This is a genomic window from Bradyrhizobium guangxiense (genome assembly GCF_004114915.1).
In the GTDB taxonomy this organism is placed as follows: Bacteria; Pseudomonadota; Alphaproteobacteria; order Rhizobiales; family Xanthobacteraceae; genus Bradyrhizobium; species Bradyrhizobium guangxiense.
The window spans coordinates 4,377,881-4,400,639 of the sequence record NZ_CP022219.1 but is presented as its reverse complement, the minus strand read 5'-3'; the positions used below and the strand labels follow the sequence as shown (position 1 = coordinate 4,400,639).

Genomic DNA, 22,759 nt, shown 5'->3' with positions numbered 1-22,759 from the left:
CGATGATACGCGGAGGGGAGATGGCCGCGGCGGGGCCACGTGCAAGACCGGACATGCGGAGAGCCGGTGCGCCATCTGCGCAAACGGAACCGGCCGCGCGCCGATGGCGGCAACCAGGATCAGGTTCGGTAATTGCGGTCTTGCGATCATGCGCAGGTCCCGAGCGGCCGCGCATGTATGATCGCGCTATCCGGCAAAGATGCGGCCGGACGCGAAAGGGGCCTGATCGACCGGATCGGGCCCTTGGGAGGACCGATCAGGCGAGCTGATCGATCCGCGTGCCCTGACCCGGCGGCAGCGGCGCCGGCGGCTGCGGCTTGAAGGTCGGATCCTCGTCCTTGACCTTGGTCTGGTCATCCTGCTGCTTGGTCGTGTCGTAGCTCGGAACCACGATCGCGATCGGCGGCGGTGCTACGGTAGAAACCTTCATCCGCAAATCCTCACACATGGAAACAATTGAGCCTGCGCGGTGAGGAACGAAAATTCCTTCAAGGCAATCGTTAAAATGCGAGGGAATTGGTGCGGTGGATGGCCGTGTACGCGTGGCGCGGCGCAGCTCACCAGTACTCCGCAATGACGGGGAGAGGCCTGGTCGTCTCGGTTTGCACCGCGCGGATGAGACACGCATCCGCAGCGAAATGGGAAGCTCCGCTCTATTCGTCCTTGCCGCGGGTGATCGCGATGGACGCCTCCGTCTTGGTGCGGGTGCATTCCATGTTGAGGCGACGATAGCGCATGGTGATCTTGTCGCCACGGAGCAAGCCCATCCGCTTCAGGCAGCGTGTCGCGCCCGTTGTGGTGTCGTCCTTGGTCACAGTGAAGACGATCGCCGCCATCGATCCGACCAACGTATAGAACTCTGGCTTCGGCTTGCGATCACCCTTGGCATAGAGCTCGATGGAATATTTGTCGCCGCGGCAGCCGACCGACAGCTCCTTCGCGGCCGGGTGAGTCAAATAGACGATATTGGCGGCGCGGAAATTCACCTTGAGGCGGTCGATCTGGTTCGCCAGCTCCTTGGCGCTGTCGTCACAGCGATCGGCGCGGGCAGGCGAAGCGAGAGCCACAAGGCCGGTGAGGGCGGCGGCGACCAGGATCGCGCCGCGGACGTTCAGTTTCAATGTCATGATGAAAAGCCCCTTAGGGCGCGCATTCAAGCGTCGGCGAACGCTAAGCGCAAGGGCGGGGGTAGGGCTTTCCACGTGCTGCGTCCGTGCTTACCGCGCCTGAGCCAGCCCATCCCATGCGTGCCGTTCCCTTTCCTTTCCGCTCAAAATGGGCTTAGAACGCTTCTATGCTGAGAGGCCCGCCAGGGCCCCAAAACCCCGAGATTTGCCCCATGAACGCTCCGACCGCCTTCCCCGACCAGTCCAAGCCCGTTCCGCCCTACAAGCACACCCCGCTGTTCCCGCTGGGCAAAGACGAGACGCCCTACAAGAAGATTTCGTCCGAGGGCGTCCGGGTCGAGAAGGTGCTCGGCAAGGAGATGCTGGTGGTCTCGCGCGAGGCGCTGCGGGCGCTGTCGGAGGCGGCTTTCGGCGACATCAATCATTACCTGCGCCCAGGGCACCTGAAGCAGCTCCGCTCGATCCTGGAGGACGGTGAGGCGAGCCCGAATGACAAGTTCGTCGCGCTGGACTTCCTCAAGAACGCCAACATCGCGGCCGGCGGCGTGCTGCCGATGTGCCAGGACACCGGCACCGCGATCATCATGGGCAAGAAGGGCTGCAACGTCATCACCGACGGCGACGACGAGGCGGCGCTGTCGGAAGGCGCGCGCGATGCTTACTTGCGCCGCAATCTGCGCTACTCGCAGGTCGCGCCGCTCTCGATGTACGAGGAGAAGAACACCGCCAACAATATGCCGGCGCAGTGTGAGATCTACGCCGAGGGCGACGACGCTTACAAGTTCATGTTCATGGCCAAGGGCGGCGGCTCCGCCAACAAGAGCTTCCTGTTCCAGGCGACGCCTTCGGTGCTGACCAAGGACCGGCTGCTCGCGTTCCTGAAGGAAAAGATCCTCACGCTCGGCACCGCGGCGTGCCCGCCTTATCACCTCGCCATCGTGATCGGCGGCACCTCGGCCGAGCTGTGCATGAAGACGGTGAAGCTCGCCTCGGCGCGCTATCTGGACGCGCTGCCGACCCACGGCTCGCCCGACGGCAACGCCTTCCGCGACGTCGAGATGGAGAAGGAAATCCACAAGATGACGCAGTCGCTCGGCGTCGGCGCGCAGTTCGGCGGCAAGTATTTCTGCCACGACGTGCGCGTGATCCGCATGCCCCGTCATGGCGCCTCGCTCCCGATCGGGCTTGGCGTGTCCTGCTCGGCCGACCGCCAGGTGCTCGGCAAGATCACCAAAGACGGCGTCTATCTCGAGGAGCTCGAGCACAATCCGGCGCAATATCTGCCTGAGGTCGAAGAGTCGCTTGGCGGCGAGGTCGTCAAGATCGACCTCAACCAGCCGATGAAGGACATTCTGGCGACGTTCTCTAAGTACCCGATCAAGACCCGGGTCTCGATGACCGGCACCATGATCGTCGCGCGCGATAGCGCCCACGCCAAGCTGCGCGAGCGGCTGGAGAAGGGCGAGCCGCTGCCGGATTACTTCAAGAACCATCCGGTCTATTACGCCGGCCCGGCCAAGACGCCTGAGGGCTACGCCTCCGGCGCGTTCGGTCCGACCACCGCGGGCCGTATGGATTCCTTCGTCGACCAGTTCCAGGCCGCCGGCGGTTCGATGGTGATGGTTGCCAAGGGCAACCGCGCGCCGGCCGTGCGCGAGGCCTGCAAGAAATACGGCGGCTTCTATCTCGGCTCGATCGGCGGCGCCGCGGCGAACCTTGCCGAGCACTGCATCAAGAAGGTCGAGGTGCTCGAATATCCCGAGCTCGGCATGGAAGCGATCTGGCGCATCGAAGTCGTCGACTTCCCCGCCTTCATCGTCATCGACGACAAGGGCAACGACTTCTTCAAGGAGTTGAATTTGGGCTGAGTTATCATGGCCGGGCTCGACCCGGCCATCCATCGGTCGTCAGAAGATGGATACGCGGGTCCCTGCTCCGCCAAAGGCTTCGCCGGGCTTTTGACCTCGGGCCGGCGAAGCCCTGGCGAAGACGGCAAGCCCTCGTATGACGAGGTCGAGTTATCGACGAAGTCTCGGTTCACCCTAACTGCAGGTGGTGACCTGGTTGGAGCACAGCGCGCGCCACCAGCCGCGGACGCCGTCGTGGCTCTCGACGAGGCCCCAATATCCGCTGCAGGCAAGAAGCCGCTTCGGTCCGCCGTCGCCGTCGATCGGGCCGCCGAGCTGGCGTTGGGCCGGCATCCATTTGGCATCGATGAAGGGCGCCTGAAACAGCCCGCCCGCCCGCGTGGCGCCATTGGCGTAACTCGCGCCGACCTTGTTCGAGGCGACCCAGCCGCGTCCCGCATAGGGTTTTGGCGCGCTACGCGGATATCGCTTCTCATCCTCGTAGTCCTTGCCCGGCGGCTTCGCGCCTTCGATCAGGAACCAGCCGTCCCTGAAGCCGATGATGCGGAATTCGGTGAGCCAGCCGCCCTCGGGCGTGTTCTCGGCGCCACCGAGCTTCAGCCGATAGGGTGGCGGCAGCGTGCCGAGCACGCGCGCTTTCACCGAAGGCTCGGCGCGCACGTTGAGGCCATCAGGATCCTTGTCAATCGACCAGGCGCCGAGATCGCAGGGCTCGGTGCCCTCGGGCAGGCTTGCGCGCCTTGCGGCAAGCTCGGCGTGCAGCTTGGCGAAATCGGTGTCGTCGTCGTCAGGATCCGGCGCGGCTCGCGGCTTGATCTCGGCCGATACCGCGCGCGTTGCGTCCGGCGTCAGCGTGACGACGAGGACCTGACGCGCAGCGAACACGCTGGCCGGAGTCTTCGGATCGTTCGATGGCGCGGGATAGACGGCGAGATAGCCGGTCGAGCCTTCGGTCCGGTAGGCGAGGCCAGCGACATGCCCCGCCGGCACCATGGCGAGCGCGCTGGCGCGCCACGCCGGTTCGGTGTCGTCCGCGCCCGCCGCTTGTGTCGCAACAGACAGCAGCAACATTGCCGCGACGAGACGGAGCACGCGCATGATGGCTGCGCGGCCTTACGCGCGGGCGCCCGTGAACGGGAAGCTGCCCATCGGGCCGATGCCCATCTCGCCACTGATGCTGTCGCCAGAGACGGTGCCGGTGAATTCGAGCGTGAGCGGCATCGGCTTGTCGATCGAGACCTTCCAGGAGACGTTGTCGCCGGAGACAGTGCCGTCGAAAATTTCGGTGGTATTACCTTCCGCCCCCTGCGTGCCCGTCAGCGTGCCGCCCGCGGCCTTCAGGCTCAGCGTTGCTTGGCGCTCGCCCATCGGCGTCGTCATGGTCAGATTCCAGTTGCCGTCTACGGCCATTCCCGTCTCCCGAACAATCCCGGCGGACCGCGACGATCCGCGGCCAGTCCTTGAGCGAGCCTATAACCCAACTCGCAGCTGCCTCGATAGGGCATTTAAGCGCGGGCGGCGGCGCGCCGGCGGCTGGTGACGATGAGCCTGAGAACGACGTATTGCACGGCAAAGGCGAGGATCTTGGCGCCGCCGGCGACCACCGTGAGATAGAACGCCCACAGCTTCAGATCGCCCGTGGAGGCGACCACGATCATGCCGGCGCCGATCACGAACATCAGCGCTGCCCAGGCATAGCCTGCGGCCGTCACATATTCCGGAACGGTTTCGGTGACGATCGGCGGCATGTAGCGCAGCATCCAGCCGCGCTTGAGCATGATGAGGCCGATCGCGAAATGCGCGATCGAAGGCTTGGCCATCATGAAGCGGGGATCATTGGTCAGCAGCGTGATCGCGCCGAGGCCAACGACCAGGGCGAGGCTCGCATAGGTCATGTAGTTGAGCTTCTGGCCCTTGACGCGGGCGTAGATCACCTGCGCGATCGCGCCGGCAACTGCCACCGATGTCGCCAGGATGACGTTGTCGGTGACGAGGTAGATGACCAGGAAGAGGATGGCGGAGAAGAGATCGGAGGCGAGGCGGGCGAATACGTCCTTCATCGTCAATCCTGTTCAGCGGGCGTCGGGCAATGCGCGGGCCGGCGTACCGTACTTGATCTGGCGATACTCGGGATACCATTTTGTGAAGTAAATCGCGCTGTTGCGGGCGGCGAAGGCGACCGCAAGGCTCGACCAGAGAGGCAGGCCGGGGATGTAGAGCAGCACGAGATTGGCGGCCGCCATCAGCAGCGCGGCCACGGTCCAGGCGCCCGTGATGACGTAATTGGCATGGAGAAAGCCTGGCATCGCCGCGGTCTCGGCCGGCACCGCTTCCAGCGCATATTGCAGCGTGAAGGGACGGCGGATCAGCATCGAGCCGAGCGAGATCACGAAGATGCCGATGTCAACCGACAGCTTGACGCCGAGCGTGCCGAGCTGCGGATCGAACAGCACGAGGTAGAGCCCGATCGCGGCGAACACGATCGCCGAGCCCGCAGCCAGGGTTTTCACCGAGCGTCCACGCGCGACATCGATCGCGATGGTGGCGAGGCAGATCGCGGAGGCCGCGAACACGCTTGAAGCGGCCGAGGCCACCAGCATCAGGAAGGTGTAAACGCCGTAGGGCGCGAGGATCAGGAAAATCGTCATGGCCGCCTTTGGAAGGCCGATCTTTACATTGTAAAAATAGCTAGCTCGGGACGGGCGGTGGGTCAAGCGAAATCTTTACAGTGTCAAAATGACGTAGGCGGCATGTAAAAGTTGAATTGCTGCAAGGGCTTGATCAGAGGCCTCCTCGGCCAATTCCGCCCATGGCAGGCGCGACAGGATCGGGAGCGCGGCCGCGACGGCAAAGGCCATTGCGAGCAGGACGCCGCCGTTGAAAACGGCCTGTCTGCTGCGCTGGAGCCGGATCGTCAGGACGGCGAGAGCGGCGCAGGCCAGAGCGAAGATGACGAGACAGACTGCGGTGATCGAAGGCATGTGCATGGAAAACTCCTCTGTCCGTCATTGCGGGATGCGCGTCAGCGCGAGCCCGGAATCCATCGGGCGGCAACACGTCTAGCGACATGGATTCCGGGCTCGCGAATTCGTCGAGTCCCGGAATGACCGGCGCGCTACGCCGCGCCCACCCAATTGCCGTGAAATCCGTCGGGCACGCGGTGGCCGAGTTGCACCAGCGCCACCGGGCCGGCCTCGACATCGGTGGCGTTGAATACCGCGAGGTCGCTGCGGTTCTCGCGCGCGCGCCAGACCACCGCGAGCAGCCAGCCATCGCCCTCAGCCGCATACTTCGATCGCTCGACGAACACCGGTTCGGAGATGGTATCGCCGGCGGGCAGCAGATAGTGGCCGAGCCGCCTGCCGTTGCCGTCGACATGGACGACGCCGGAGAGTGCGCCGAACATCGGCAGCTTTGGATTGGCGCAGGCGTACCAGCCGTGACGGCTTCTCAGCCCGGCGCGACGGTCGTCGATACGCGGAAATTCGCCGGTGAGATCGTCGAGGTAAGTCTGCTGGAAGCGGTCGGTATTGCCTGCGAGATCGAATGTCCAGCGGCAGTGGCGTGCGCGCGACTTCTCCGGATCGGTCGGCCGTCCGTCGGGATGCGGAAACAGCGGTGCTTCCTCGAACTGCATGACGTCGGCGATGATGCGGTTCTCGTCCTCCCACGCATTCATGACGTGAAAGACGTAGCAGGCCTCGGCACGGAACCAGACGATGTCCTTCGTGCTGCCGCTGCGCTTCATGACGCCGACATAGGCGCCCTTGTCCGGCTCCCAGGCGTAGGGCGGCCGTCCGCTCATTGCGCGCTCCATGCTGCCTAATATCGGCAGGATCGGAAACAGCACATGGTTCGCGGTGACGATGAAGTCGTGCACCATGCTGGCATAGGGTGCCTCGAACCGCTCGAAGCGCATCGCCTTGCCGGAGGCGTCGATCGATCCGTAGGAGAGGGCAGGGGTCAACGGACCTGCAGCGTTGTAGCCGAAGAACACGAGCTCGCCGGTGACGGGATCGACCTTCGGATGCGCGGTGAAGCTGCCGGCGATGCGGCCCTGATAGTTGTGATAGCCGCGCGTCGCCAGCGTGCCCGGCTCGATCTCGGTCGGCAGATGCGCCTCTTCCAGCGCGAGCAGCTTGCCGGCATGGAAGATGATGTTGGTGTTGGCGACGCCGCCGTCGGTGAGATCAGCCGGAGCATCCGGCAGCTTGCGGCCGAAGCCTCCGAACAAGGCGCGGCCGGCATCGTGCTCGGCCAGCCATTTCGGCGTGCGGATCCAGCGGTTGCGGTAGCTGGCGCGGCCGTTCTCGAGATGGAAAGCGTGCAGCATGCCGTCGCCGACGAACCAATGCGCGCCGGGCGAAGCGAACTGCGGATTGGGACCGTTGCGATAGAGCGTGCCGTTCAGATCGCGCGGCAACTCACCGATGATCGTCGGGAACGCTGCGTCCGCTTCGAACGGGATTGGCGCGATATTGTTGCGGCGCTCGGCGGTGGCGTCGTGCTGCACGGCATCCTCCCATCTTTACATCGTAAAGATCAGATAGCGCCGATCGTCATTCCGGTCAAGTGAAATCTTTACACTGTCAATATTGCGTCATATAGCTTGCAAATGGCCAAGACCGACACCAAGACCGAAACGGCGCGAGGCTCGCGCGCCTCCAGACGAACGACATCGACCGCGGCATCGCGCAGCTCACGCCGCCCGACGAGCGCGAAGACCGAGACGCCGTATCATCACGGCGCCTTGCGCGAGGCGCTGCTCCAGGCCGCCGAGCGCGTGCTTGAGCGCGACGGCCTCGCCGGGCTCACGTTGCGTGCGGTGGCGCGCGAGGCCGGCGTCTCACATGCCGCACCGACTCATCATTTCGGTGATCTCACCGGTCTCCTCAGCGAACTCGCGGCGGTCGGCTTTCGCCAATTCAACGCGGCGATGGCGTCGTCATGCGACGCCGCCACCACGCTGCTCGACCGCGCGCTGGCGCGGCCGAAAGCCTATGTCGCCTATGCGCAAGCCCATCCCGGCATGTACGGCATCATGTTCCGCACCGAGCGGCTCGACTATTCCAGGCCGTCGCTGCACGAGGCCGCCGAGGCCTCCTTCGCGGGCCTTGCCAATGCCGTCGGCATGATGCGGCAGGAGCAGATCAGCGGCGACGCGCTGACGCTGAACCAGGGCGCCGCGATCGCGCGCGCCTGGTCGATGGTGCACGGCTTCACCACGCTTCTGCTCGACGGACGGCTCGAGGACATTCTCGGGCGGCTGCCCGAGGGGACGACGGCCGAGCGGCTGCTCGAGGCGATGCTGACGGCGCCGATCGCGGTGAAGCCGCCCGGCGCCTGATCGTTGCGAAGCGACGCAACCCTTGCCGTGATCAGGCGTTGACGCCGCATGGCAAGAACACCCCGCGCTCCCTGGAAACGGTCAAACCCCCGCAAGCGGGCCGGAAAATCCTCCAAGCATCTCAGTCTTGCGCAGAAATCGGCCGCCAAGGCGCGCGCCCGTCGCGCCGGCCGCCGCTATCCCAACCTCGTGGACAACATGCGCATGGCAGCGAAGAAGACCTCCAAGAAGAAGACCTCGAAGTCGAAACTGTCAAAGGCAAAGTCGGCGAAGACATCTGCAAAGAAGACCCGCAAGCGCACCGCAAAGAAGACGGCCAAGTCGTCGCGTAAGCGCAGCGCGTCGGCGCGCGAAAAGGGTCCGCGCGGCGGCCTGACCGCAGCGGGCCGCAACGCGTTTGCGCGCAAGCAGGGTGCCCATTTGCGCCCGGGCGTCACAAAGAGAGAGTCTGAGATGACCCCGCAGGAGATGCGGCGGAAGGGCAGCTGGGCCGTGCGCTTCTATGGTCGCGCGAAACTGCCGCCGCTGGTCGATGCCAAGGGCCGGCCAACCCGGCACGCATTATCCGCACATGCCTGGGGCGAGCCCGTTCCGAAGACGGTGGCTGCCGCTCGGCGTATTGCCGCGAAGGGGGAGCGGCTGCTAGCGCGCTACCGCCGCAGCAAGGCGAGCCGGTAGCGCAGAGGACCTACCGCATCGTCGCCAGCTCGACGGCGCGGCCGCGCGTGCCGATGATCTTCACCTCGTCCTTGCCGCAAATGAAGCTGCGGGCGAAATCGTCCGCGGCCTTGCGCGCAAGCTCGTTGGCGGTGGTATTGGCGATCGCATCGACATAGGCGACGTGGCAGACCGGGCCGGGCGGTAGCCGGGTCACGACCAGCATGGCCTTGGTGTTCGGCCGGCCCTGCTTGTCGGGATCGCTGTTGTCGGCGATGTGCCAGCGCTGGATGATCGCGAACGGCTTTGTGCCGGCCGCGCGCCATTCGATCGTGGTCTCCGATGAATTGAACGGTGCGAACCAGACCTTGGCCGCCGGTTCCTCGGCGGCAGCCCTGCGATTGCGGCCGACCGAGACGATTTCGCGAAGATCGTCCTCCGCGATCAGCACCACGAGCCCGTCCTTGCCCTTGCATACCCGCGTGGTGCTGCCGTCGAGCTCGCTGGGCTTGCCGATCTGGCGGCAGTCCTTTGCCGCCGTCGAGGTGTAGGTGCTGCCTACGGATTGAGCGGCGGCGCTGTGCAGGCCGATGCAAATCATCAAGACGGCGAGGCCTATGCTGGCGATGTGGTTCATCATGAGGCTTTGACGGTATTGGAACTTCCTTGCATCAGACGTCTTCATTGTGGGCAAGGTTCAAACTGGGGCGGGATAGACCTGACAGCGGCGCGGAATCGTTCTAGAAGAGCGGCTTCGCTTGGGCTCTTCCTGCCTCGTTCGCGTCCTCCTTCGCTTGATCATGCCAGCCATCTCAAACAACCCCTATCGCGTCGGCCGCTCCAAGACCGGGCTCGGCCTTTTCGCCACCAAGCCGATCAAGAAGGGCACCCGGATCATCCGCTATTTCGGACCGATCCTGGACTCGCGCATTCCCGAGCACGACGAGATCGAGAACAAATATCTGTTCGAGCTCAACGGCCGCTGGACCATCGACGGCTCGGTTCGCAAGAACCTCGCCCGCTACATCAACCATTCCTGCCGGCCCAACGCCGAATCCGACGTTCGCCCGCGCGAGCGCAAGGTCTTCATCCGCGCCATCAAGAACATCGAGCCGGGCGACGAGATCAACTACGATTACGGCACCGACTATTTCAAAGCCTATCTGAAGCCGATCGGTTGCAAATGCGACTCCTGCGAGAAGAAGCGCAAGAAGCTGCGTGCCGAGGCGCGGGCGGAAGCCGCCAAGGCGAAGGCCCGGAAGGCCAAGAAGGCGGGAGCCACGAGTCCGTCAAACAAGGCCGCCAAAAAGAGGAAGCTCAACGGTCACGCCGTCGGCAAGGCCAACGGTCGCGCGCGGGCGTAGCCCGCGCTTAGGCCTCTAGCCCCGCCGTCATGCCCCGCGAAGGCGGGGCATGCAGTACGCCGCGGCTTCTTCGCATACGTTTACTGCCTCTGGAATATTGGGTCGCCCGGCTAAACCGGGCGACGACAGCAGCGGATTTGGTCTCACGCCGCCACGACACCCGCACTCTTCCGCAATCCCACATATTGCAGCTCGGCAAACACGCCGGTGGCGATCGCCTGCGCGACGACCATCAGCTCGCCGGCGATATTCGGCGACACCGCGCCGGAGAGCAGCAGCGCGATGCTGCCGACGGTCCAGGCCGCATTGCCGATCACGACCAGCAGGACCAGCGGTTTCGCCACCGTGGCGCGGGAGGCGAGCCAGCCGACCAGGGCGGTATAGGCGATCAGGAACAGCCCGGTCTCGCGCAACAGCGCTTCGGGCAGATTGAACAGCGTCGCGAATGCGCTGGCGCCGAAGCTGAAGCCGAGAGCGGCGACGCCGCTGAAGACGGCATCGGCGAGCAGCGCGCGGCGCAGGAACGTGGAAGCATCGATCATCGGGGGTCTCCGTGGTTGGGTGGGCTCGGGGTGAAACTCAGTGCCGTCCGCGCCACCATGCGCGGAGCAGGCGGGCCAGGCGGAACGGACAGAGGCTTCTGCCGACGCCGTGCTCGAAGGCGATGACCTGTGCGACCACGTAATCGCCGGTCGAATGCACCAGCGGCTCCGGCATGTTGAGGCTGCGCGCCAGCAGCCGGGTCGCGAGCGTCATGGCCCAGGGAACAAGGTGGTCGGCGACGGTCCGGTAGAGCAGCAGCGCGATCATGGTCATCTCCTGTTGCAGCCGAAGATGCGCCGGCCCGCGGGCCAATTCGATTACCTCGCTGGTAATGGAAGGGCCGAAATCTGCGTGATAGGTTTCTGCTCATGAACGCACATGCATCCACGGCACGTACCGAACGCAGCCAGCCGGTCCATATCGGCGACCATTTGCGCGAATGGCGGCAGCGCCGCCGCATGAGCCAGCTCGATCTCGCGGGTGAGGCCGAGATCTCGGCGCGTCATCTGAGCTTCGTCGAGACCGGCCGCGCCGCGCCCTCGCGCGACATGGTGCTGCGGCTCGCCGAGCGGCTGGACGTGCCCTTGCGCGAACGCAACGTGCTGCTGGTGGCCGCCGGCTATGCGCCGGCATTCCAGCAGCGCCCGCTGGAGGATCCCGCCTTGAAATCAGCCCGCCAGGCGATCGACCTCGTGCTCAGGGCGCATGAACCCAATCCCGCGCTCGCGGTGGACAGGCACTGGAATCTGGTGTCGGCCAACCGCATGGTGGCGCCGCTGCTCGACGGGATTCCGCCGCATCTGCTCGGCCAGCCCTTCAACGTGCTACGGCTCGCCTTTCACCCCGAGGCGCTGGCATGGCGCACGGTCAATCTCGCGGAGTGGTGCGGGCACCTGCTGGAGCGGCTGCACCGGCAATGCGAGGCGACGGCCGATCCCGAGTTGATCAAGCTCTATGGCGATCTCAAGAGCTACCCGATTCCGGCGCGCGCGGGGCCGCTGTCGAGCGATAACGTCGCCATCCCCTTCAAGCTGCGCCACGAGGGCGAGATCCTGAGCTTCTTCTCCACCACCATGGTGTTCGGCACGCCGGTCGACATCACCCTGTCGGAGCTGGCGCTGGAGACCTTCTTCCCGGCGGACGAGCGCACCGCCCAACGGCTGAAGCAGATCGCGGCAGCCATGACATAGCGCCCTTGCCTCGGGGCGGGGTCGGCTTATCTTTGGGCCAACCTTTGCCGCCAAGGAGGCGCCTGACATGAGCACGCTGAAACCGCTCCAGATCGACGTCGTCTCCGATGTGGTGTGCCCCTGGTGCTATATCGGCAAGCACCGGATCGAGAGCGCGCTGGCGCTCGTCCCGGACGTTCCGGTCAAGCTCAACTTCCGCCCGTTCTTCCTCAATCCCTGGGTGCCGCGCGAGGGCATCAGCCGCGAGGCCTATCTCACCCAGAAGTTCGGCTCGGTCGAGGCCTACAAGGGCATTGCCGGGCGCGTCGTCGCGGCCGCCAGCGAGGAGGGCCTCGTCTATAAGCCGGAGCTGGTCGCGCGCCAGCCCAACACGACCGACTGCCATCGCCTCATCCTGTGGGCGGACGCGATCGGCAAGGCGCCCGAGATGAAGCAGCGCCTGATGGAGCTCTATTTCCGCGACGGCGGCGATCTGACCGATGTGAACGTGCTGGTGCAGGCGGCCGCCGATATCGGTCTCGATGTCGAGGACGTGCGCAAGCGCCTCGCCACCGAGGAGGACGTCGCGCGCGTCTCGGCGGATGCGCAGGAGGCCGCCGAGAAGGGCATCTCCGGCGTGCCGACCTATGTGTTCGCGCAGAAATACGCCGTCTCCGGCGCGCAGGACCCGAACCTGCTCGCGCGCGCCATCCGCCAGGTCTCTGAGGAGATCAACGCGCAGGCGGCGGAGTAGCGTCGCTCATTTGCGAAGCCGGCGAACCACCCCGCGCGCGGTCTCGTGCGCGGCGTTGAGGCCGAGCAACGTGCCATGCACCAGCGCTACGATCGGATCGTTCCGCCGGAGCGGGATCAGCACATCGCCGATCGCAAAGCGCCCCCGCCAGATCGGGTTGATCATGGGGTGGTCGGCGCTTGCGGTGGAATCCGCGCTGGCGATGGCGGGGTCGGCGCAGAGATGACGGGTGAGATCGAGCGTGAGCTGCACGCCCGGCGAATATCTTGCAAAGCGCTCGTCGATGCCGAGCTTGAAGAAGAAGGCGCGATCCTGATGGCGCAGCACGATGCCGGCAGCAATCGGCGTCGCGTCGGCGCGAAGCGTGATGATCTCGCACTGCGCGGTCTCCGCCAGCGCCGGCACAGCGCGGCGAATGAAGGCCGCATCGCCTGCATGCTGGACCAGCGCGGTGCCGCGCTTGCCTTTCCAGCCGCTGGCTTCGAGCTGCAGGAAAGTTTCGAGGGCGGGCCCGATCTCGTCGGGCCGGCGTGCGACCTCGAATGTAACAGGACCATGCTCTTCGAGCCGATGACGCTGGCGGCGCAGCTCCTTGAGCTTCTTGGCGCCGAGCGCGTCGCGCAGCAGCGTTTCGTCGTCCTGCGTCGCATCGAGGCTGGCACGGATGTAGGAGGAAAGCACGCGCGGCTTCAGGCCGTCGCGGTTCAGGACCTGCTTGAGCGCCTTCATCGCGGCGCCGTCGAGCGCGACGTCGTTCAGCACGAGCGCACGCGCGCCGGCCCGACGCGCCTGCCGCAACAATTGCGTGGCGGCCTCGATCGGGGCATCGCGGGCGATCAGCGGGCTGCACAGCGTGCCGTAGGGATGCGCGCTCACCAGAGCGGGCAGGGGAATCTTCCAGGCCCGCCATAGCGAGATCACCGGCATTAGCCCGATCAGCCGCGGCGAGGAGCCGTCGAATGCAGCCAAAGCAGAGGCTTTGGTGCGGCCGCGCGCGGAGGCGCTGACGGCGAGTTCCCAGGCGGGCAGGTAATATCCGTTCGGCTCAATCGCCCGCTGCGCGAGGGCGCGCCACTGGCCGGAGTCGATCGCCGCGAGTTGGACGCGCGCGCGCGCAGCTCCGGCATTGCTTGCCGATGCCGGATTGATCGCCGCCTGCTGCGCGATGTCGGCCACGTCCCGTCGTCCCCACTCACGCGGGCTGAGCCCGTGTTTCGCGGCCATCCTTAGCGCAAAGAATGGAAGATACCGTTGGGACCCTGCTTCAATTCGAGCGGTCGTGTTAACGTCTCGTTGACCATCCGGAGCCTGGCCGCCGGCTGGTCCCAACGCGGGCGCTATTGCTCGCCCGGTACGAAATGGTCGCGCGCGCTCGCCCGTCCGCCTCCCGCGATATCGGTGATGGCAATGTCGATGTCGCGCGAGGTCTTCGGCAGGTCGGCTCGGCCGACCTGAATCGACAGCCTGACCTCGCGGGTCTGATCCTGCCCGACCTCGATGACCGGCTTGCCGTCGGGGCCCGCCTCGACGCCGGCGACGCGGAGGGGTGCGCCCGGCAGGCCCGAGAGCTCCAGCGCGAACGATCGCTGTACGCTCTTGTTGAGAATGCGCACTGTATAGTCGTTGCGCACGCCGCCATCCGAGAGCTGAACGAACAGCGGATTGCGCTCGTGCAGCACGTTGACGTCCATGGTCGCGCGCGTGGCGAGCGTGTAGAGCATGATGCTTCCGACGATCGCGATCGCTGCCGTGTAGATCAGCGTGCGCGGGCGGACGATGCGATAGAGGGGGGGCTTGCCCTCGCGCCGGCGCTGCATGTTGATGTCGGTGTCGTAGCCGATCAGGCCCTTGGGCCGGCCGATCTCCTGCATGACGTTGTCGCAGGCGTCGATGCACAGGCCGCACTGGATGCAGCCGAGCTGGATGCCGTGGCGGATGTCGACGCCGGTCGGACAGACATTGATGCACTGGTGGCAGTCGACGCAGTCGCCGGCGAGATCGCCCTGGGCGCGGGCGGCGTCCGCTTTCTTCACCGACATGCGCGGCTCGCCGCGGGCGCGGCGATAGGTGACGTTGAGCGCCCATTCGTCGGTCAGGGCCGCCTGGATGCGCGGCCAGGGGCACATGTAGATGCACATCTGCTCGCGGGCGTGGCCGGCGAAGACGTAGGTCGTGGCGGTGAGAATGCCGATCCAGAGATAGGCGATGAACGGGGCCTGAAAGGTGGCGAGCTCCTTCACCAATGTCGGCGCATCGTCGAAGTAGAGCACCCAGGCGCCGCCGGTCCACCAGGCGATCATGATCCAGAGAAAGTGCTTCAGCGCGACCTTTCGAATGTGGCCGAAAGTCCAGTAGCGCTTGTCGCCTTGCATGCGCTCGCGCCGGTCGCCTTCGACCCAGCGTTCGACGGCGTAGAACAGGTCGGTCCACACCGTCTGCGGGCACAAATAGCCACACCACAATCGTCCCGCGACTGCGTTCATCAGGAACAGCGTCATCGCCGCGACGATGAGCAGGCCGGTGAAGTAGTAGACCTCCTGCGGCCATAATTCGATGAAGAAGAAGTAGAAGCGCCGATGCGGCAAGTCGATCAGCACGGCCTGGTCGGGCAGGCCGTGCCCGCGATTCCAGCGCACGAACGGCAGGAGATAATAGATCCCGAGCGTGACGCAGAGGATCGTCCATTTGATGCGGCGGAACGGCCCGTGGACCGACTGCGGATAGACCTTCCTGCGCTTCTCGTAGAGAGGCCCCTCGATGAAGGTGTCGTCGGTCATGGCAAATTCCCCTGCATCACAAACTGCATCGGCGCGCGTTCAGGAGAACGCGCAGCCGCTGCTCAGGCCGAGCTTCCTGAACACGATGGCTGCCGGGCAGAAGCCCGTGAACGAGGCCTGCAACATGTTCAGGCCGGCAAAGGCCGTCAGCAGGTACCAATACGCATTCACATAGGTGCCCAGTGCGAGACCGAGCAGGACGACGAATCCCGCGAACGCGAGAACGGCTTTGTCGACATTCATGGCAGGCTCCTTTTGCTTGTAACGCTACGAACGGGTCAGGTTGGCTTCGGTCCAGGCGACGATGCTGCGCGTATCCATCGCGCCGGACTGGCGGGCGATCTCGCGGCCGCCACGCATCAGCAGCAGCGTCGGAATGCCGCTGATGTTGAGCCGCGACGACAATGCGGGTGCGTTGTCCGAATTCAGCTTCAAGAGCCGCACGGCGGGCTCGAGCTGCTGCGCCGCGCGCTCGAACATCGGTGCCATGGCGCGGCAGGGGCCGCACCATGGCGCCCAGACGTCGACGAGCACGGGAATATCGCTGCTGGCGACATGGCGACCGAACGCTGCTTCGTCCACCTCGATCGGTTGGCCGGTGAACATCGGCTGGTGGCAGGCGCCGCAGCGCGCACCTTCCGCTGCGCGCTCGGCGGGCAGGCGGTTGATGCGGCCGCAGCGTCCGCAGACGATCTGGCGTGTCGTGCTCATGTGCCGGTTCGGACCTCCTTGATCTTGGCGATATTGAGCCTGTCGAGCAGGAAGCGCTCGTAGAACGGCTCGCTCTCGCCGCGCCGCATCTTGCGCAGGAAGTATTTCTCGAAGGCGACCTTGGCGAAGTGCACCCATTCGCCCTTGGAGGACCAATTGACGTTGCGCGGCGGGATCTGCGGCTGCGCCAGGAAGGCGACCCCGGAGTCGCCGAAATCGGCGAGGCAGATCGCATTCCAGGTCGGCTGCGCCGTCGTCGCCTTGCCACGGAGCAGCGCGCCGATGTTGATCGCGGTCGCCGTCACCATGGATTCGATCATGAAGCCGGTCTTGGGGACGCCGACCGGCACCGGCGTTGCGCCAACCGGCGCGATCGCCACGCAGACACCGACCGCAAACACGTTGGGGAAGGCGGGGTTCTGCTGATGCTTGTCGACCACGAGGAAGCCGCGCGGGTTGGTCAGCTTCTCGATGCCGCGCACCGCCTCGACGCCGCGAAAGGCGGGCAACATCATGGAGTAGACGAATGGCAGCTCATGAGCCTTGCGGGACATGCCGTCGTCGGAAAACTCCTCCACCGTCATCATGCCGGGGGCGACATTGTCGACGCGGGCGTTGGTGATCCACTTGATGTGCTTCTCGCGCATCTCGCTTTCCAGCAGACCCTTGGTGTCCCCGACGCCGTCGAGACCGAGGTGGCCGATATAGGGCTCCGAGGTGACGAAGGTCATCGGAACCCGGTCGCGCAGCTTGCGCCGGCGCAGCTCGGTTTCCAGGATGAAGAGGAATTCGTAGGCCGGGCCGAAGCAGGAGGCGCCCTGAACAGCTCCGATCACGACCGGGCCGGGATTGGCCGCGAGCTTCTCGAAGGCTTCACGAGCGTGCGCGGCGTGATCGACGTGGCAGATCGACTGGGTATGACCCTGCGGCCCGAGGCCGGGGATTTCGTCGAATGCAAGTTCAGGGCCGGTCGCGACGACCAGATAGTCGTAGTCGATCGACGTGCCGTCGCCGAGCTCGATCCGGTTCTCGGTCGGGTGGACGCGCTTTGCGCCCTGCGTCAACAGCCGCACTCCCTTGCGCTTCATCACGTCCGCGAGATCGATCTCGATCTCTTCGCGCTTGCGCCACCCGACCGCGACCCAGGGATTTGATGGGACGAAATGATAGACGGCGCCTTGCGAGATGACGCTGAGGCGATCGTCCTTTCTCAACTGGGGCAGCAATTCATAGGCCATCAGCGTTCCGCTCAGACCGGCTCCGATAATTACAACTTCCGCCATGGGTACCTCCGTTGGACCAGGCTGCTCCGCCGGTTCAGGTCCGCCGTCGTGCAGTGCTTGACTATATATTCGTAATTTCATATATACGCAAGTATGAATATAAATTCTGAGATCATGGAGCGGGCGGCGGATCAGGCGAGTGAGCTGCTGAAGGCGCTCGCCAATCGACATCGCCTGCTGATCATCTGCCAGCTGATCGATGGCGAGCACTCGGTTGGCGAACTCGCTGAGTTCCTGAACCTGCGGGACTCCACGGTGTCGCAACATCTTGCGCTCCTTCGCAAGGATGGCCTGGTGTCCGCTCGGCGTGAGGCACAGACGGTCTTCTATTCGATCGCCAGCGAGCCGGCGCGCGAGGTGCTGAAGACGCTGTACCAGGCATTCTGCGCGCCGAACTCCGCGAGGACCAAATGAAACCTAGGAGCGCTTGGGGGAGGGTGCCTTGAGCAGGATCAACGCGCCCTATTCTCCCGCAGATGAAATGAGCCGCCCAGCGGCATGGTGATGCTTTGATCATGACACGGAATCGTTCCATGCGATGTATGGCGAGATATTTGGGCTTGCTGGCCGCGTTCGCGGCGACCGGCCTGTCTGGAACACCTGCGACCGCGGCCGAGACGCTCGTCGTCACGCCGCAATCGATCGCAGACGAAAAGGCGGTATTCGCCACAGTTGAAAGCATCAGCGTGGTGCCGGCGCGCGGACGCATCGGCGGCACCGTGGCTCAGCTCAAGGTCAGGGAAGGTGATCGCGTTGCCGCCGGCCAGGCGATCGCGACCATCGGCGACGACAAGCTCGTGCTGCAGATGAAATCGCTCGACGCGCAGATCGAGGCGCTGCAGGCGCAGGCGAATCAGGCGCAGCTCGACTTCACCCGGACCGAAGGGCTGGTCGAGCGCGGTATCCTGCCACGGGTCAAGCTCGACGAGCAGCGCACCGCGCTGAACGTCGCCGAGAACGGCCTGCGTGCCAAGACTGCCGAACGTGCGGTGATCAACGAGCAGCTCAACCAGGGGCAGGTGCTGGCGCCGGCGGATGGCCGCGTGCTGAAGAGGCTCATCACCGTGGGATCCGTGGTGCTTGCCGGCGATCCGATCGTTACCGTCGCCCAGCAGAATTTCAAGCTGCGGCTTCGCGTGCCGGAGCGGCATGCGCGCTGGCTCAAGCCGGGGGACAGGATTCGCGTCGACGGCGCTGAGTTCGTCGGCGAAGCCGCCAAGTCGGGCGTCATCGACCTCGTCTATCCCCAGATCGAGGAGGGGCGCGTCATTGCGGACGCGACCGTCGAGGGGCTCGGCGAGTATTTCGTCGGCGATCGCTTGCGGGTCTGGATCGCCGGCGGGGCGCGGCCGGCCTTCGTCATCCCTGCGAGCTATGTGACCACCCGTTTCGGCATCGACTACGTCCAGCTCCGGAAAGGCGGCGAGACGATCGACGTGCCGGTGCAGCGCGGCCGCGAGATGCCGACGCCCTCGCTTCCCGACGGCCTCGAGATCCTGTCGGGCATCCGGGCCGATGACCAATTGGTGCGGCCGTGAATCTCGGGCTGTCCGGACGGTTGACCAAGTCGACCATCGCATCACCGCTTACGCCGCTATTCCTGCTCGGGGCGCTCGTCGTGGGGCTGATCGCCGTCGTGGTGATCCCGCGCGAGGAGGAGCCGCAGATCAGCGTCCCCATGGTCGATATCCGCGTCAACGCCGACGGCCTGCGCGCGCCCGACGCGGTCGAGCTGGTGAGAAAGCCGCTAGAATCGATCGTCAAGGGCATCGACGGCGTCGAGCATGTCTACAGCCAGACCGAGGACGACCGCGTGATGGTCACCGCGCGTTTCCTGGTCGGCACCAAGTTCGAGGATGCCATCCTGCGGGTCCACGAAAAGATCCGCGCCAATCTCGACCGCATTCCTGTCGGCATCCCCGAGCCGCTCATCGTCGGCCGGGGCATCAATGACGTTGCGGTGACGGTGCTGACGCTATCGCCCAAGCCGGAGGCCGCCAGCCGCTGGACCGACAAGGATCTCTACGAGCTCGCCGACAAGCTGCGGGCGGAGCTGATGAAGGTCGACGACATCGGCCTGACCTACATCTCCGGCGGCGCGGCGCAACAGATCCGGGTCGAGCCCGATCCGGAGAAGCTGTCGCTGTTCGGTATCACGCTGCAGCAGCTCGTGGCCAAGGTGAAGGACGCCAATCGCTCGTTCCTGGCCGGGCAAGTCCGCGATGCCGGCATCGTGCGGAACGTCGCGGCGGGGCAGACGCTGTCCGGCATTCCCGACATCGGGCTGTTGCTAATCACGAGCCGCGACGGCCGGCCGGTGTATGTCAAGGATGTTGCCTCCGTCGTCGTTGGTCCAAGCACCATCGAGCATCGCGTCTGGACCGATTCCCGCGACCCTGTCGGGCAGTGGGCGCGTACGCCCGCCGTCAGCCTGGCGCTGGCCAAGCGGGCCGGTGCCAATGCCGTCGTCGTGTCCGAGAACATCGCGAGGCGCCTCGAAGACCTGAAGTCGCGCCTGATCCCTGGGGATATCCAGGTGACGTTGACCCGCGACTACGGCGAGACTGCCAACGACAAGGCCAACGAGCTGCTGTTCCACCTCGGCCTTGCGACCGTCTCGATCGTCGTCCTGATCGCGATCGCGATCGGCTGGCGCGAAGCGCTGGTGACGTTCGTCGTGATTCCCACGACGATCCTGCTCACGATGTTTGCTGCCAATCTGATGGGCTACACCATCAACCGCGTCAGCCTGTTCGCGTTGATCTTCTCCATCGGCATTCTCGTCGACGACGCCATTGTCGTCGTCGAGAACATCGCGCGGCACTGGGGCATGCGCGACGGCCGGCCGCGCCTGCAGGCGACCATCGAGGCGGTGGCGGAGGTCGGCAACCCCACCATCGTCGCGACATTGACCGTGGTCGCCGCGCTGCTGCCGATGCTGTTCGTGTCGGGCCTGATGGGCCCCTATATGGCCCCGATCCCGGCCAATGCGTCGGCGGCCATGCTGTTCTCGTTCTTCGTTGCGATGGTGGTCGCGCCTTGGCTGATGCTCAAGCTGGCACCGAGGGGCGAGGTCGTCTCGGCGCATGCGGCCCACGATGAAGGCCGGCTCGGCCGGCTCTATCGGCGCTTCGCCACGCCGATCGTGCGGAGCAAGCGGTCGGCCTGGATATTCCTGCTCGGCGTCGGCATCGCGACGCTGCTGTCGATGACGCTGTTTGCAACCAAGTCGGTGACGGTCAAGCTTCTGCCGTTCGACAACAAGTCCGAGATCGCCGTGGTCGTCGACCTGCCGGAAGGCGCGAGCCTGGAGGCGACCGAGCGCACCCTGTTCGAGGCGGCCGCGATCGCACGGCGATTGCCGGAGGTCACCTCGCTGCAATCCTATGCCGGCACGCCGGCGCCTTTCAATTTCAACGGCCTGGTGCGTCACTATTACTTGCGCCAGAGGCCCGAGCTCGGCGAGGTGCAGGTCAACTTGGCTGCGCGCGGTGAGCGCAAGCGGGCGAGCCATGAGATCGCGCTCGAGCTGCGCGAGAAGCTGAAGGCGCTCGATCCGCCCGCGGGCACCAGCATCAAGGTGGTCGAGGTGCCGCCCGGGCCGCCGGTGCTTTCGACGCTGCTCGCCGAGGTCTACGGTCCCGATGCGACCACGCGCCGTGCGGTCACGGCCGAGCTCAAGAAGGTGTTTGCCGAAGTGCCGTTCATCGTCGACATCGACGATTCCATCGGCGAGAAGCGGCCGCGGCTGCGGCTCTCGATCGACCAGGACCGGCTCCAATTCTTCGGCGTCGAGCAGCGCGACGTCTACGACACCATCCAGGCGCTGTTCGGTGGGATATCGATCGGCTACTCGCATCGTGGCGAGGACCGCAACCCGATCGAGATCGCGGTGCATCTTGGAAAGCGTAATCTGGTCTGGGACGAGGCGCTGGCCTCGACGCCGGTGCCGGCCAACACGTTGCCCGGCAGCAAGACGGTGGTCGAACTCGGCCAGGTCGTGAAGGCGACCATGGAGGAGGGCTCGCCTACCATCTTCCGCCGTGACGGTCGCTTCGCCGACATGGTGATGGCCGAGCTTGCCGGGCGCTTCGAGGCACCGCTTTACGGAATGCTCGCAGTTGCCGATCGTGTGGATGCCCATGACTGGGGCAGGCTGCCGAAGCCAGCGATCAGCCTGCACGGCCAACCATCGGACGAGTCGCGGCCTACGCTGCTGTGGGACGGCGAGTGGGAGATTACCTGGGTGACCTTTCGCGACATGGGCGCCGCCTTCGGTGCGGCCATCCTCGGCATCTACGTGCTGGTCGTCGCCCAGTTCAGGAGCTTCCGTTTGCCGCTCGTGATCCTGACGCCGATTCCGCTGACGTTGATCGGCATCCTGATCGGGCACTGGCTGCTGGGTGCGCCGTTCACCGCGACCTCGATGATCGGCTTCATCGCGCTGGCCGGCATCATCGTGCGCAACTCGATCCTGCTGGTCGATTTCATCAGGCACAGCGGTGGAGACCGCAAGTCGCTTCGCGAGGTGGTGCTGGAAGCCGGCGCGGTCCGCTTCAAGCCGATCCTGCTCACCGCGCTTGCGGCGATGATCGGGGCTGCGACCATCCTGCTCGATCCGATCTTCCAGGGATTGGCGATCTCGCTCCTGTTCGGGCTTGCCTCGTCAACGCTGCTCACCGTGCTGGTCATTCCCGCGATATATATCGCCTTGCGCGCCCCGCGCGAGGCGACTCCGACCACAGCCAAATCCAGCTAACGAGGGTCCGATGGACAAGAACTACGTCGACATCACCAGGAACATCTCGGCCAACCTGAAGAAGCTGCGAAGCGACATTCCCGACACCATGAAGGGATTTTCCGCACTCGCCCAGGCCGCGACGCGTGACGGCGCGCTGGACAAGAAGACCAAGGAGCTGATGGCGCTGGCGCTCGGCGTCGCGGCGCATTGCGACGGCTGCATCGGCTTTCACACCGAAGCGCTGGTCAAGCTCGGTGCGACACGCGAAGAGATCGAAGAAACGCTCGGCATGGCCGTCTACATGGGCGGCGGGCCGTCACTGATGTACGCGGCCGATGCGATTGCGGCGTACGAACAGTTCCAGCAGCAATCGGCCGCCGGATAACGGCGGTCGCCTGATAGGATCAAACGAACGGGA

General features: G+C 65.1%; 26 protein-coding genes. 10 read left to right on the top strand and 16 right to left on the bottom strand.

Features of this window, described 5'->3' with window-relative positions:
• Positions 1 to 256: 256 nt before the first annotated feature.
• Together X268_RS39585 and X268_RS21165 are read right to left on the bottom strand one after the other, a co-directional pair.
• Positions 257 to 430: a hypothetical protein gene (locus tag X268_RS39585; protein WP_164937146.1), complete on the bottom strand. Its 174-nt coding sequence runs from the start codon at positions 428 to 430 to the stop codon at positions 257 to 259.
• 223 nt (positions 431 to 653) lie between these two features.
• Positions 654 to 1,127: a hypothetical protein gene (locus X268_RS21165; RefSeq protein ID WP_128926704.1), complete on the bottom strand. Its 474-nt coding sequence runs from the start codon at positions 1,125 to 1,127 to the stop codon at positions 654 to 656.
• Between the two features lie 212 nt (positions 1,128 to 1,339).
• On the opposite strand from X268_RS21165, the gene X268_RS21160 reads away from it, so the two are divergent.
• Positions 1,340 to 2,995 carry a fumarate hydratase gene (locus X268_RS21160; protein WP_128926703.1) on the top strand — a complete coding sequence of 552 codons (1,656 nt, stop codon included), beginning with the start codon at positions 1,340 to 1,342 and terminating at the stop codon, positions 2,993 to 2,995.
• A gap of 174 nt (positions 2,996 to 3,169) precedes the next feature.
• On the opposite strand, the gene X268_RS21155 is transcribed toward X268_RS21160, so the two are convergent.
• The 6 genes from X268_RS21155 to X268_RS21130 form a co-directional block, all read right to left on the bottom strand.
• A complete protein-coding gene (locus tag X268_RS21155; RefSeq protein ID WP_128926702.1) occupies positions 3,170 to 4,093 on the bottom strand; it encodes an SH3 domain-containing protein in 924 nt (307 codons plus the stop codon).
• Between the two features lie 15 nt (positions 4,094 to 4,108).
• Entirely contained in the window at positions 4,109 to 4,405 is a 297-nt protein-coding gene (locus tag X268_RS21150; protein ID WP_036013050.1) for a hypothetical protein, read from the bottom strand.
• Positions 4,406 to 4,500: 95 nt separating this feature from the next.
• Entirely contained in the window at positions 4,501 to 5,055 is a 555-nt protein-coding gene (locus X268_RS21145) for an inner membrane-spanning protein YciB (RefSeq protein ID WP_128926701.1), read from the bottom strand.
• Between the two features lie 12 nt (positions 5,056 to 5,067).
• Entirely contained in the window at positions 5,068 to 5,643 is a 576-nt protein-coding gene (locus X268_RS21140) for a hypothetical protein (RefSeq protein WP_128926700.1), read from the bottom strand.
• Positions 5,644 to 5,718: 75 nt separating this feature from the next.
• Entirely contained in the window at positions 5,719 to 5,976 is a 258-nt protein-coding gene (locus X268_RS21135) for a hypothetical protein (RefSeq protein ID WP_430648234.1), read from the bottom strand.
• Positions 5,977 to 6,110: 134 nt separating this feature from the next.
• Positions 6,111 to 7,508, bottom strand: a complete 1,398-nt coding sequence (locus tag X268_RS21130) for a carotenoid oxygenase family protein (protein WP_128926698.1) — start codon at positions 7,506 to 7,508, stop codon at positions 6,111 to 6,113.
• Between the two features lie 102 nt (positions 7,509 to 7,610).
• On the opposite strand from X268_RS21130, the gene X268_RS21125 reads away from it, so the two are divergent.
• Together X268_RS21125 and X268_RS21120 are read left to right on the top strand one after the other, a co-directional pair.
• A complete protein-coding gene (locus X268_RS21125; protein WP_128926697.1) occupies positions 7,611 to 8,342 on the top strand; it encodes a TetR/AcrR family transcriptional regulator in 732 nt (243 codons plus the stop codon).
• A 48-nt stretch (positions 8,343 to 8,390) separates the two neighbouring features.
• Positions 8,391 to 9,020, top strand: coding sequence for a DUF6321 domain-containing protein (locus X268_RS21120; RefSeq protein WP_128926696.1), 630 nt, complete (start codon positions 8,391 to 8,393; stop codon positions 9,018 to 9,020).
• Between the two features lie 10 nt (positions 9,021 to 9,030).
• Here X268_RS21120 and X268_RS21115 read toward each other — a convergent pair whose 3' ends face one another.
• On the bottom strand, positions 9,031 to 9,636 hold the full coding sequence (locus X268_RS21115; protein WP_128929338.1) for a hypothetical protein: 606 nt from the start codon (positions 9,634 to 9,636) through the stop codon (positions 9,031 to 9,033).
• Positions 9,637 to 9,799: 163 nt separating this feature from the next.
• Between X268_RS21115 and X268_RS21110 the strand changes: the two genes are divergently transcribed.
• On the top strand, positions 9,800 to 10,363 hold the full coding sequence (locus X268_RS21110; RefSeq protein WP_128926695.1) for an SET domain-containing protein: 564 nt from the start codon (positions 9,800 to 9,802) through the stop codon (positions 10,361 to 10,363).
• A gap of 143 nt (positions 10,364 to 10,506) precedes the next feature.
• Here the strand turns inward: X268_RS21110 and X268_RS21105 are convergent, their stop codons facing one another.
• Together X268_RS21105 and X268_RS21100 are read right to left on the bottom strand one after the other, a co-directional pair.
• Positions 10,507 to 10,905: a hypothetical protein gene (locus X268_RS21105; RefSeq protein WP_128926694.1), complete on the bottom strand. Its 399-nt coding sequence runs from the start codon at positions 10,903 to 10,905 to the stop codon at positions 10,507 to 10,509.
• A 37-nt stretch (positions 10,906 to 10,942) separates the two neighbouring features.
• Positions 10,943 to 11,173: a hypothetical protein gene (locus X268_RS21100; RefSeq protein ID WP_208764386.1), complete on the bottom strand. Its 231-nt coding sequence runs from the start codon at positions 11,171 to 11,173 to the stop codon at positions 10,943 to 10,945.
• 101 nt (positions 11,174 to 11,274) lie between these two features.
• On the opposite strand from X268_RS21100, the gene X268_RS21095 reads away from it, so the two are divergent.
• Both X268_RS21095 and X268_RS21090 read left to right on the top strand, forming a co-directional pair.
• Positions 11,275 to 12,096: a helix-turn-helix domain-containing protein gene (locus X268_RS21095; protein WP_128926692.1), complete on the top strand. Its 822-nt coding sequence runs from the start codon at positions 11,275 to 11,277 to the stop codon at positions 12,094 to 12,096.
• A gap of 67 nt (positions 12,097 to 12,163) precedes the next feature.
• Positions 12,164 to 12,829, top strand: coding sequence for a DsbA family oxidoreductase (locus X268_RS21090; RefSeq protein ID WP_128926691.1), 666 nt, complete (start codon positions 12,164 to 12,166; stop codon positions 12,827 to 12,829).
• A gap of 6 nt (positions 12,830 to 12,835) precedes the next feature.
• Here the strand turns inward: X268_RS21090 and X268_RS21085 are convergent, their stop codons facing one another.
• The 5 genes from X268_RS21085 to X268_RS21065 form a co-directional block, all read right to left on the bottom strand.
• Positions 12,836 to 14,005: a GNAT family N-acetyltransferase gene (locus X268_RS21085; RefSeq protein ID WP_128926690.1), complete on the bottom strand. Its 1,170-nt coding sequence runs from the start codon at positions 14,003 to 14,005 to the stop codon at positions 12,836 to 12,838.
• 161 nt (positions 14,006 to 14,166) lie between these two features.
• A complete protein-coding gene (gene ccoG / locus X268_RS21080) occupies positions 14,167 to 15,606 on the bottom strand; it encodes a cytochrome c oxidase accessory protein CcoG (RefSeq protein ID WP_128926689.1) in 1,440 nt (479 codons plus the stop codon).
• 39 nt (positions 15,607 to 15,645) lie between these two features.
• Positions 15,646 to 15,849, bottom strand: a complete 204-nt coding sequence (locus X268_RS21075) for a YgaP family membrane protein (protein ID WP_028181089.1) — start codon at positions 15,847 to 15,849, stop codon at positions 15,646 to 15,648.
• A gap of 24 nt (positions 15,850 to 15,873) precedes the next feature.
• Positions 15,874 to 16,317: a thioredoxin TrxC gene (trxC, locus tag X268_RS21070; protein WP_128926688.1), complete on the bottom strand. Its 444-nt coding sequence runs from the start codon at positions 16,315 to 16,317 to the stop codon at positions 15,874 to 15,876.
• Positions 16,314 to 17,600, bottom strand: a complete 1,287-nt coding sequence (locus X268_RS21065; RefSeq protein ID WP_128926687.1) for an NAD(P)/FAD-dependent oxidoreductase — start codon at positions 17,598 to 17,600, stop codon at positions 16,314 to 16,316. The genes trxC and X268_RS21065 overlap by 4 nt, the downstream gene beginning before the upstream one ends.
• A 114-nt stretch (positions 17,601 to 17,714) precedes the next feature.
• On the opposite strand from X268_RS21065, the gene X268_RS21060 reads away from it, so the two are divergent.
• The 4 genes from X268_RS21060 (at position 17,715) to X268_RS21045 (ending at position 22,726) form a co-directional block, all read left to right on the top strand.
• Positions 17,715 to 18,014 (top strand): ArsR/SmtB family transcription factor, encoded by a 300-nt coding sequence (locus X268_RS21060; RefSeq protein ID WP_208764385.1) that lies wholly within the window; start codon positions 17,715 to 17,717, stop codon positions 18,012 to 18,014.
• Between the two features lie 128 nt (positions 18,015 to 18,142).
• Entirely contained in the window at positions 18,143 to 19,138 is a 996-nt protein-coding gene (locus X268_RS21055; RefSeq protein ID WP_245477588.1) for an efflux RND transporter periplasmic adaptor subunit, read from the top strand.
• Positions 19,135 to 22,359 carry an efflux RND transporter permease subunit gene (locus X268_RS21050; protein ID WP_128926684.1) on the top strand — a complete coding sequence of 1,075 codons (3,225 nt, stop codon included), beginning with the start codon at positions 19,135 to 19,137 and terminating at the stop codon, positions 22,357 to 22,359. The genes X268_RS21055 and X268_RS21050 overlap by 4 nt, the downstream gene beginning before the upstream one ends.
• A 10-nt stretch (positions 22,360 to 22,369) precedes the next feature.
• On the top strand, positions 22,370 to 22,726 hold the full coding sequence (locus tag X268_RS21045) for a carboxymuconolactone decarboxylase family protein (RefSeq protein WP_128926683.1): 357 nt from the start codon (positions 22,370 to 22,372) through the stop codon (positions 22,724 to 22,726).
• The last annotated feature ends 33 nt before the right edge of the window (positions 22,727 to 22,759 follow it).

Excerpts from the sequence above, each read along its gene's own strand:
- X268_RS21135 (WP_430648234.1), bottom strand. The coding sequence starts at position 5,976 with ATGCCTTCGATCACCGCAGTCTGTCTCGTCATCTTCGCTCTGGCCTGC.
- X268_RS21160 (WP_128926703.1), top strand. The coding sequence starts at position 1,340 with ATGAACGCTCCGACCGCCTTCCCCGACCAGTCCAAGCCCGTTCCGCCC.
- X268_RS39585 (WP_164937146.1), bottom strand. The coding sequence starts at position 430 with ATGAAGGTTTCTACCGTAGCACCGCCGCCGATCGCGATCGTGGTTCCG.
- X268_RS21125 (WP_128926697.1), top strand. The coding sequence starts at position 7,611 with ATGGCCAAGACCGACACCAAGACCGAAACGGCGCGAGGCTCGCGCGCC.
- X268_RS21140 (WP_128926700.1), bottom strand. The coding sequence starts at position 5,643 with ATGACGATTTTCCTGATCCTCGCGCCCTACGGCGTTTACACCTTCCTG.
- X268_RS21045 (WP_128926683.1), top strand. The coding sequence starts at position 22,370 with ATGGACAAGAACTACGTCGACATCACCAGGAACATCTCGGCCAACCTG.
- X268_RS21075 (WP_028181089.1), bottom strand. The coding sequence starts at position 15,849 with ATGAATGTCGACAAAGCCGTTCTCGCGTTCGCGGGATTCGTCGTCCTG.
- X268_RS21060 (WP_208764385.1), top strand. The coding sequence starts at position 17,715 with ATGGAGCGGGCGGCGGATCAGGCGAGTGAGCTGCTGAAGGCGCTCGCC.
- X268_RS21150 (WP_036013050.1), bottom strand. The coding sequence starts at position 4,405 with ATGGCCGTAGACGGCAACTGGAATCTGACCATGACGACGCCGATGGGC.
- ccoG (WP_128926689.1), bottom strand. The coding sequence starts at position 15,606 with ATGACCGACGACACCTTCATCGAGGGGCCTCTCTACGAGAAGCGCAGG.
- X268_RS21165 (WP_128926704.1), bottom strand. The coding sequence starts at position 1,127 with ATGACATTGAAACTGAACGTCCGCGGCGCGATCCTGGTCGCCGCCGCC.
- X268_RS21120 (WP_128926696.1), top strand. The coding sequence starts at position 8,391 with ATGGCAAGAACACCCCGCGCTCCCTGGAAACGGTCAAACCCCCGCAAG.
- X268_RS21155 (WP_128926702.1), bottom strand. The coding sequence starts at position 4,093 with ATGCGCGTGCTCCGTCTCGTCGCGGCAATGTTGCTGCTGTCTGTTGCG.
- X268_RS21090 (WP_128926691.1), top strand. The coding sequence starts at position 12,164 with ATGAGCACGCTGAAACCGCTCCAGATCGACGTCGTCTCCGATGTGGTG.
- X268_RS21145 (WP_128926701.1), bottom strand. The coding sequence starts at position 5,055 with ATGAAGGACGTATTCGCCCGCCTCGCCTCCGATCTCTTCTCCGCCATC.
- X268_RS21115 (WP_128929338.1), bottom strand. The coding sequence starts at position 9,636 with ATGAACCACATCGCCAGCATAGGCCTCGCCGTCTTGATGATTTGCATC.
- X268_RS21095 (WP_128926692.1), top strand. The coding sequence starts at position 11,275 with ATGAACGCACATGCATCCACGGCACGTACCGAACGCAGCCAGCCGGTC.
- X268_RS21065 (WP_128926687.1), bottom strand. The coding sequence starts at position 17,600 with ATGGCGGAAGTTGTAATTATCGGAGCCGGTCTGAGCGGAACGCTGATG.
- X268_RS21110 (WP_128926695.1), top strand. The coding sequence starts at position 9,800 with ATGCCAGCCATCTCAAACAACCCCTATCGCGTCGGCCGCTCCAAGACC.
- X268_RS21100 (WP_208764386.1), bottom strand. The coding sequence starts at position 11,173 with ATGATCGCGCTGCTGCTCTACCGGACCGTCGCCGACCACCTTGTTCCC.
- X268_RS21105 (WP_128926694.1), bottom strand. The coding sequence starts at position 10,905 with ATGATCGATGCTTCCACGTTCCTGCGCCGCGCGCTGCTCGCCGATGCC.
- trxC (WP_128926688.1), bottom strand. The coding sequence starts at position 16,317 with ATGAGCACGACACGCCAGATCGTCTGCGGACGCTGCGGCCGCATCAAC.
- X268_RS21055 (WP_245477588.1), top strand. The coding sequence starts at position 18,143 with ATGGCGAGATATTTGGGCTTGCTGGCCGCGTTCGCGGCGACCGGCCTG.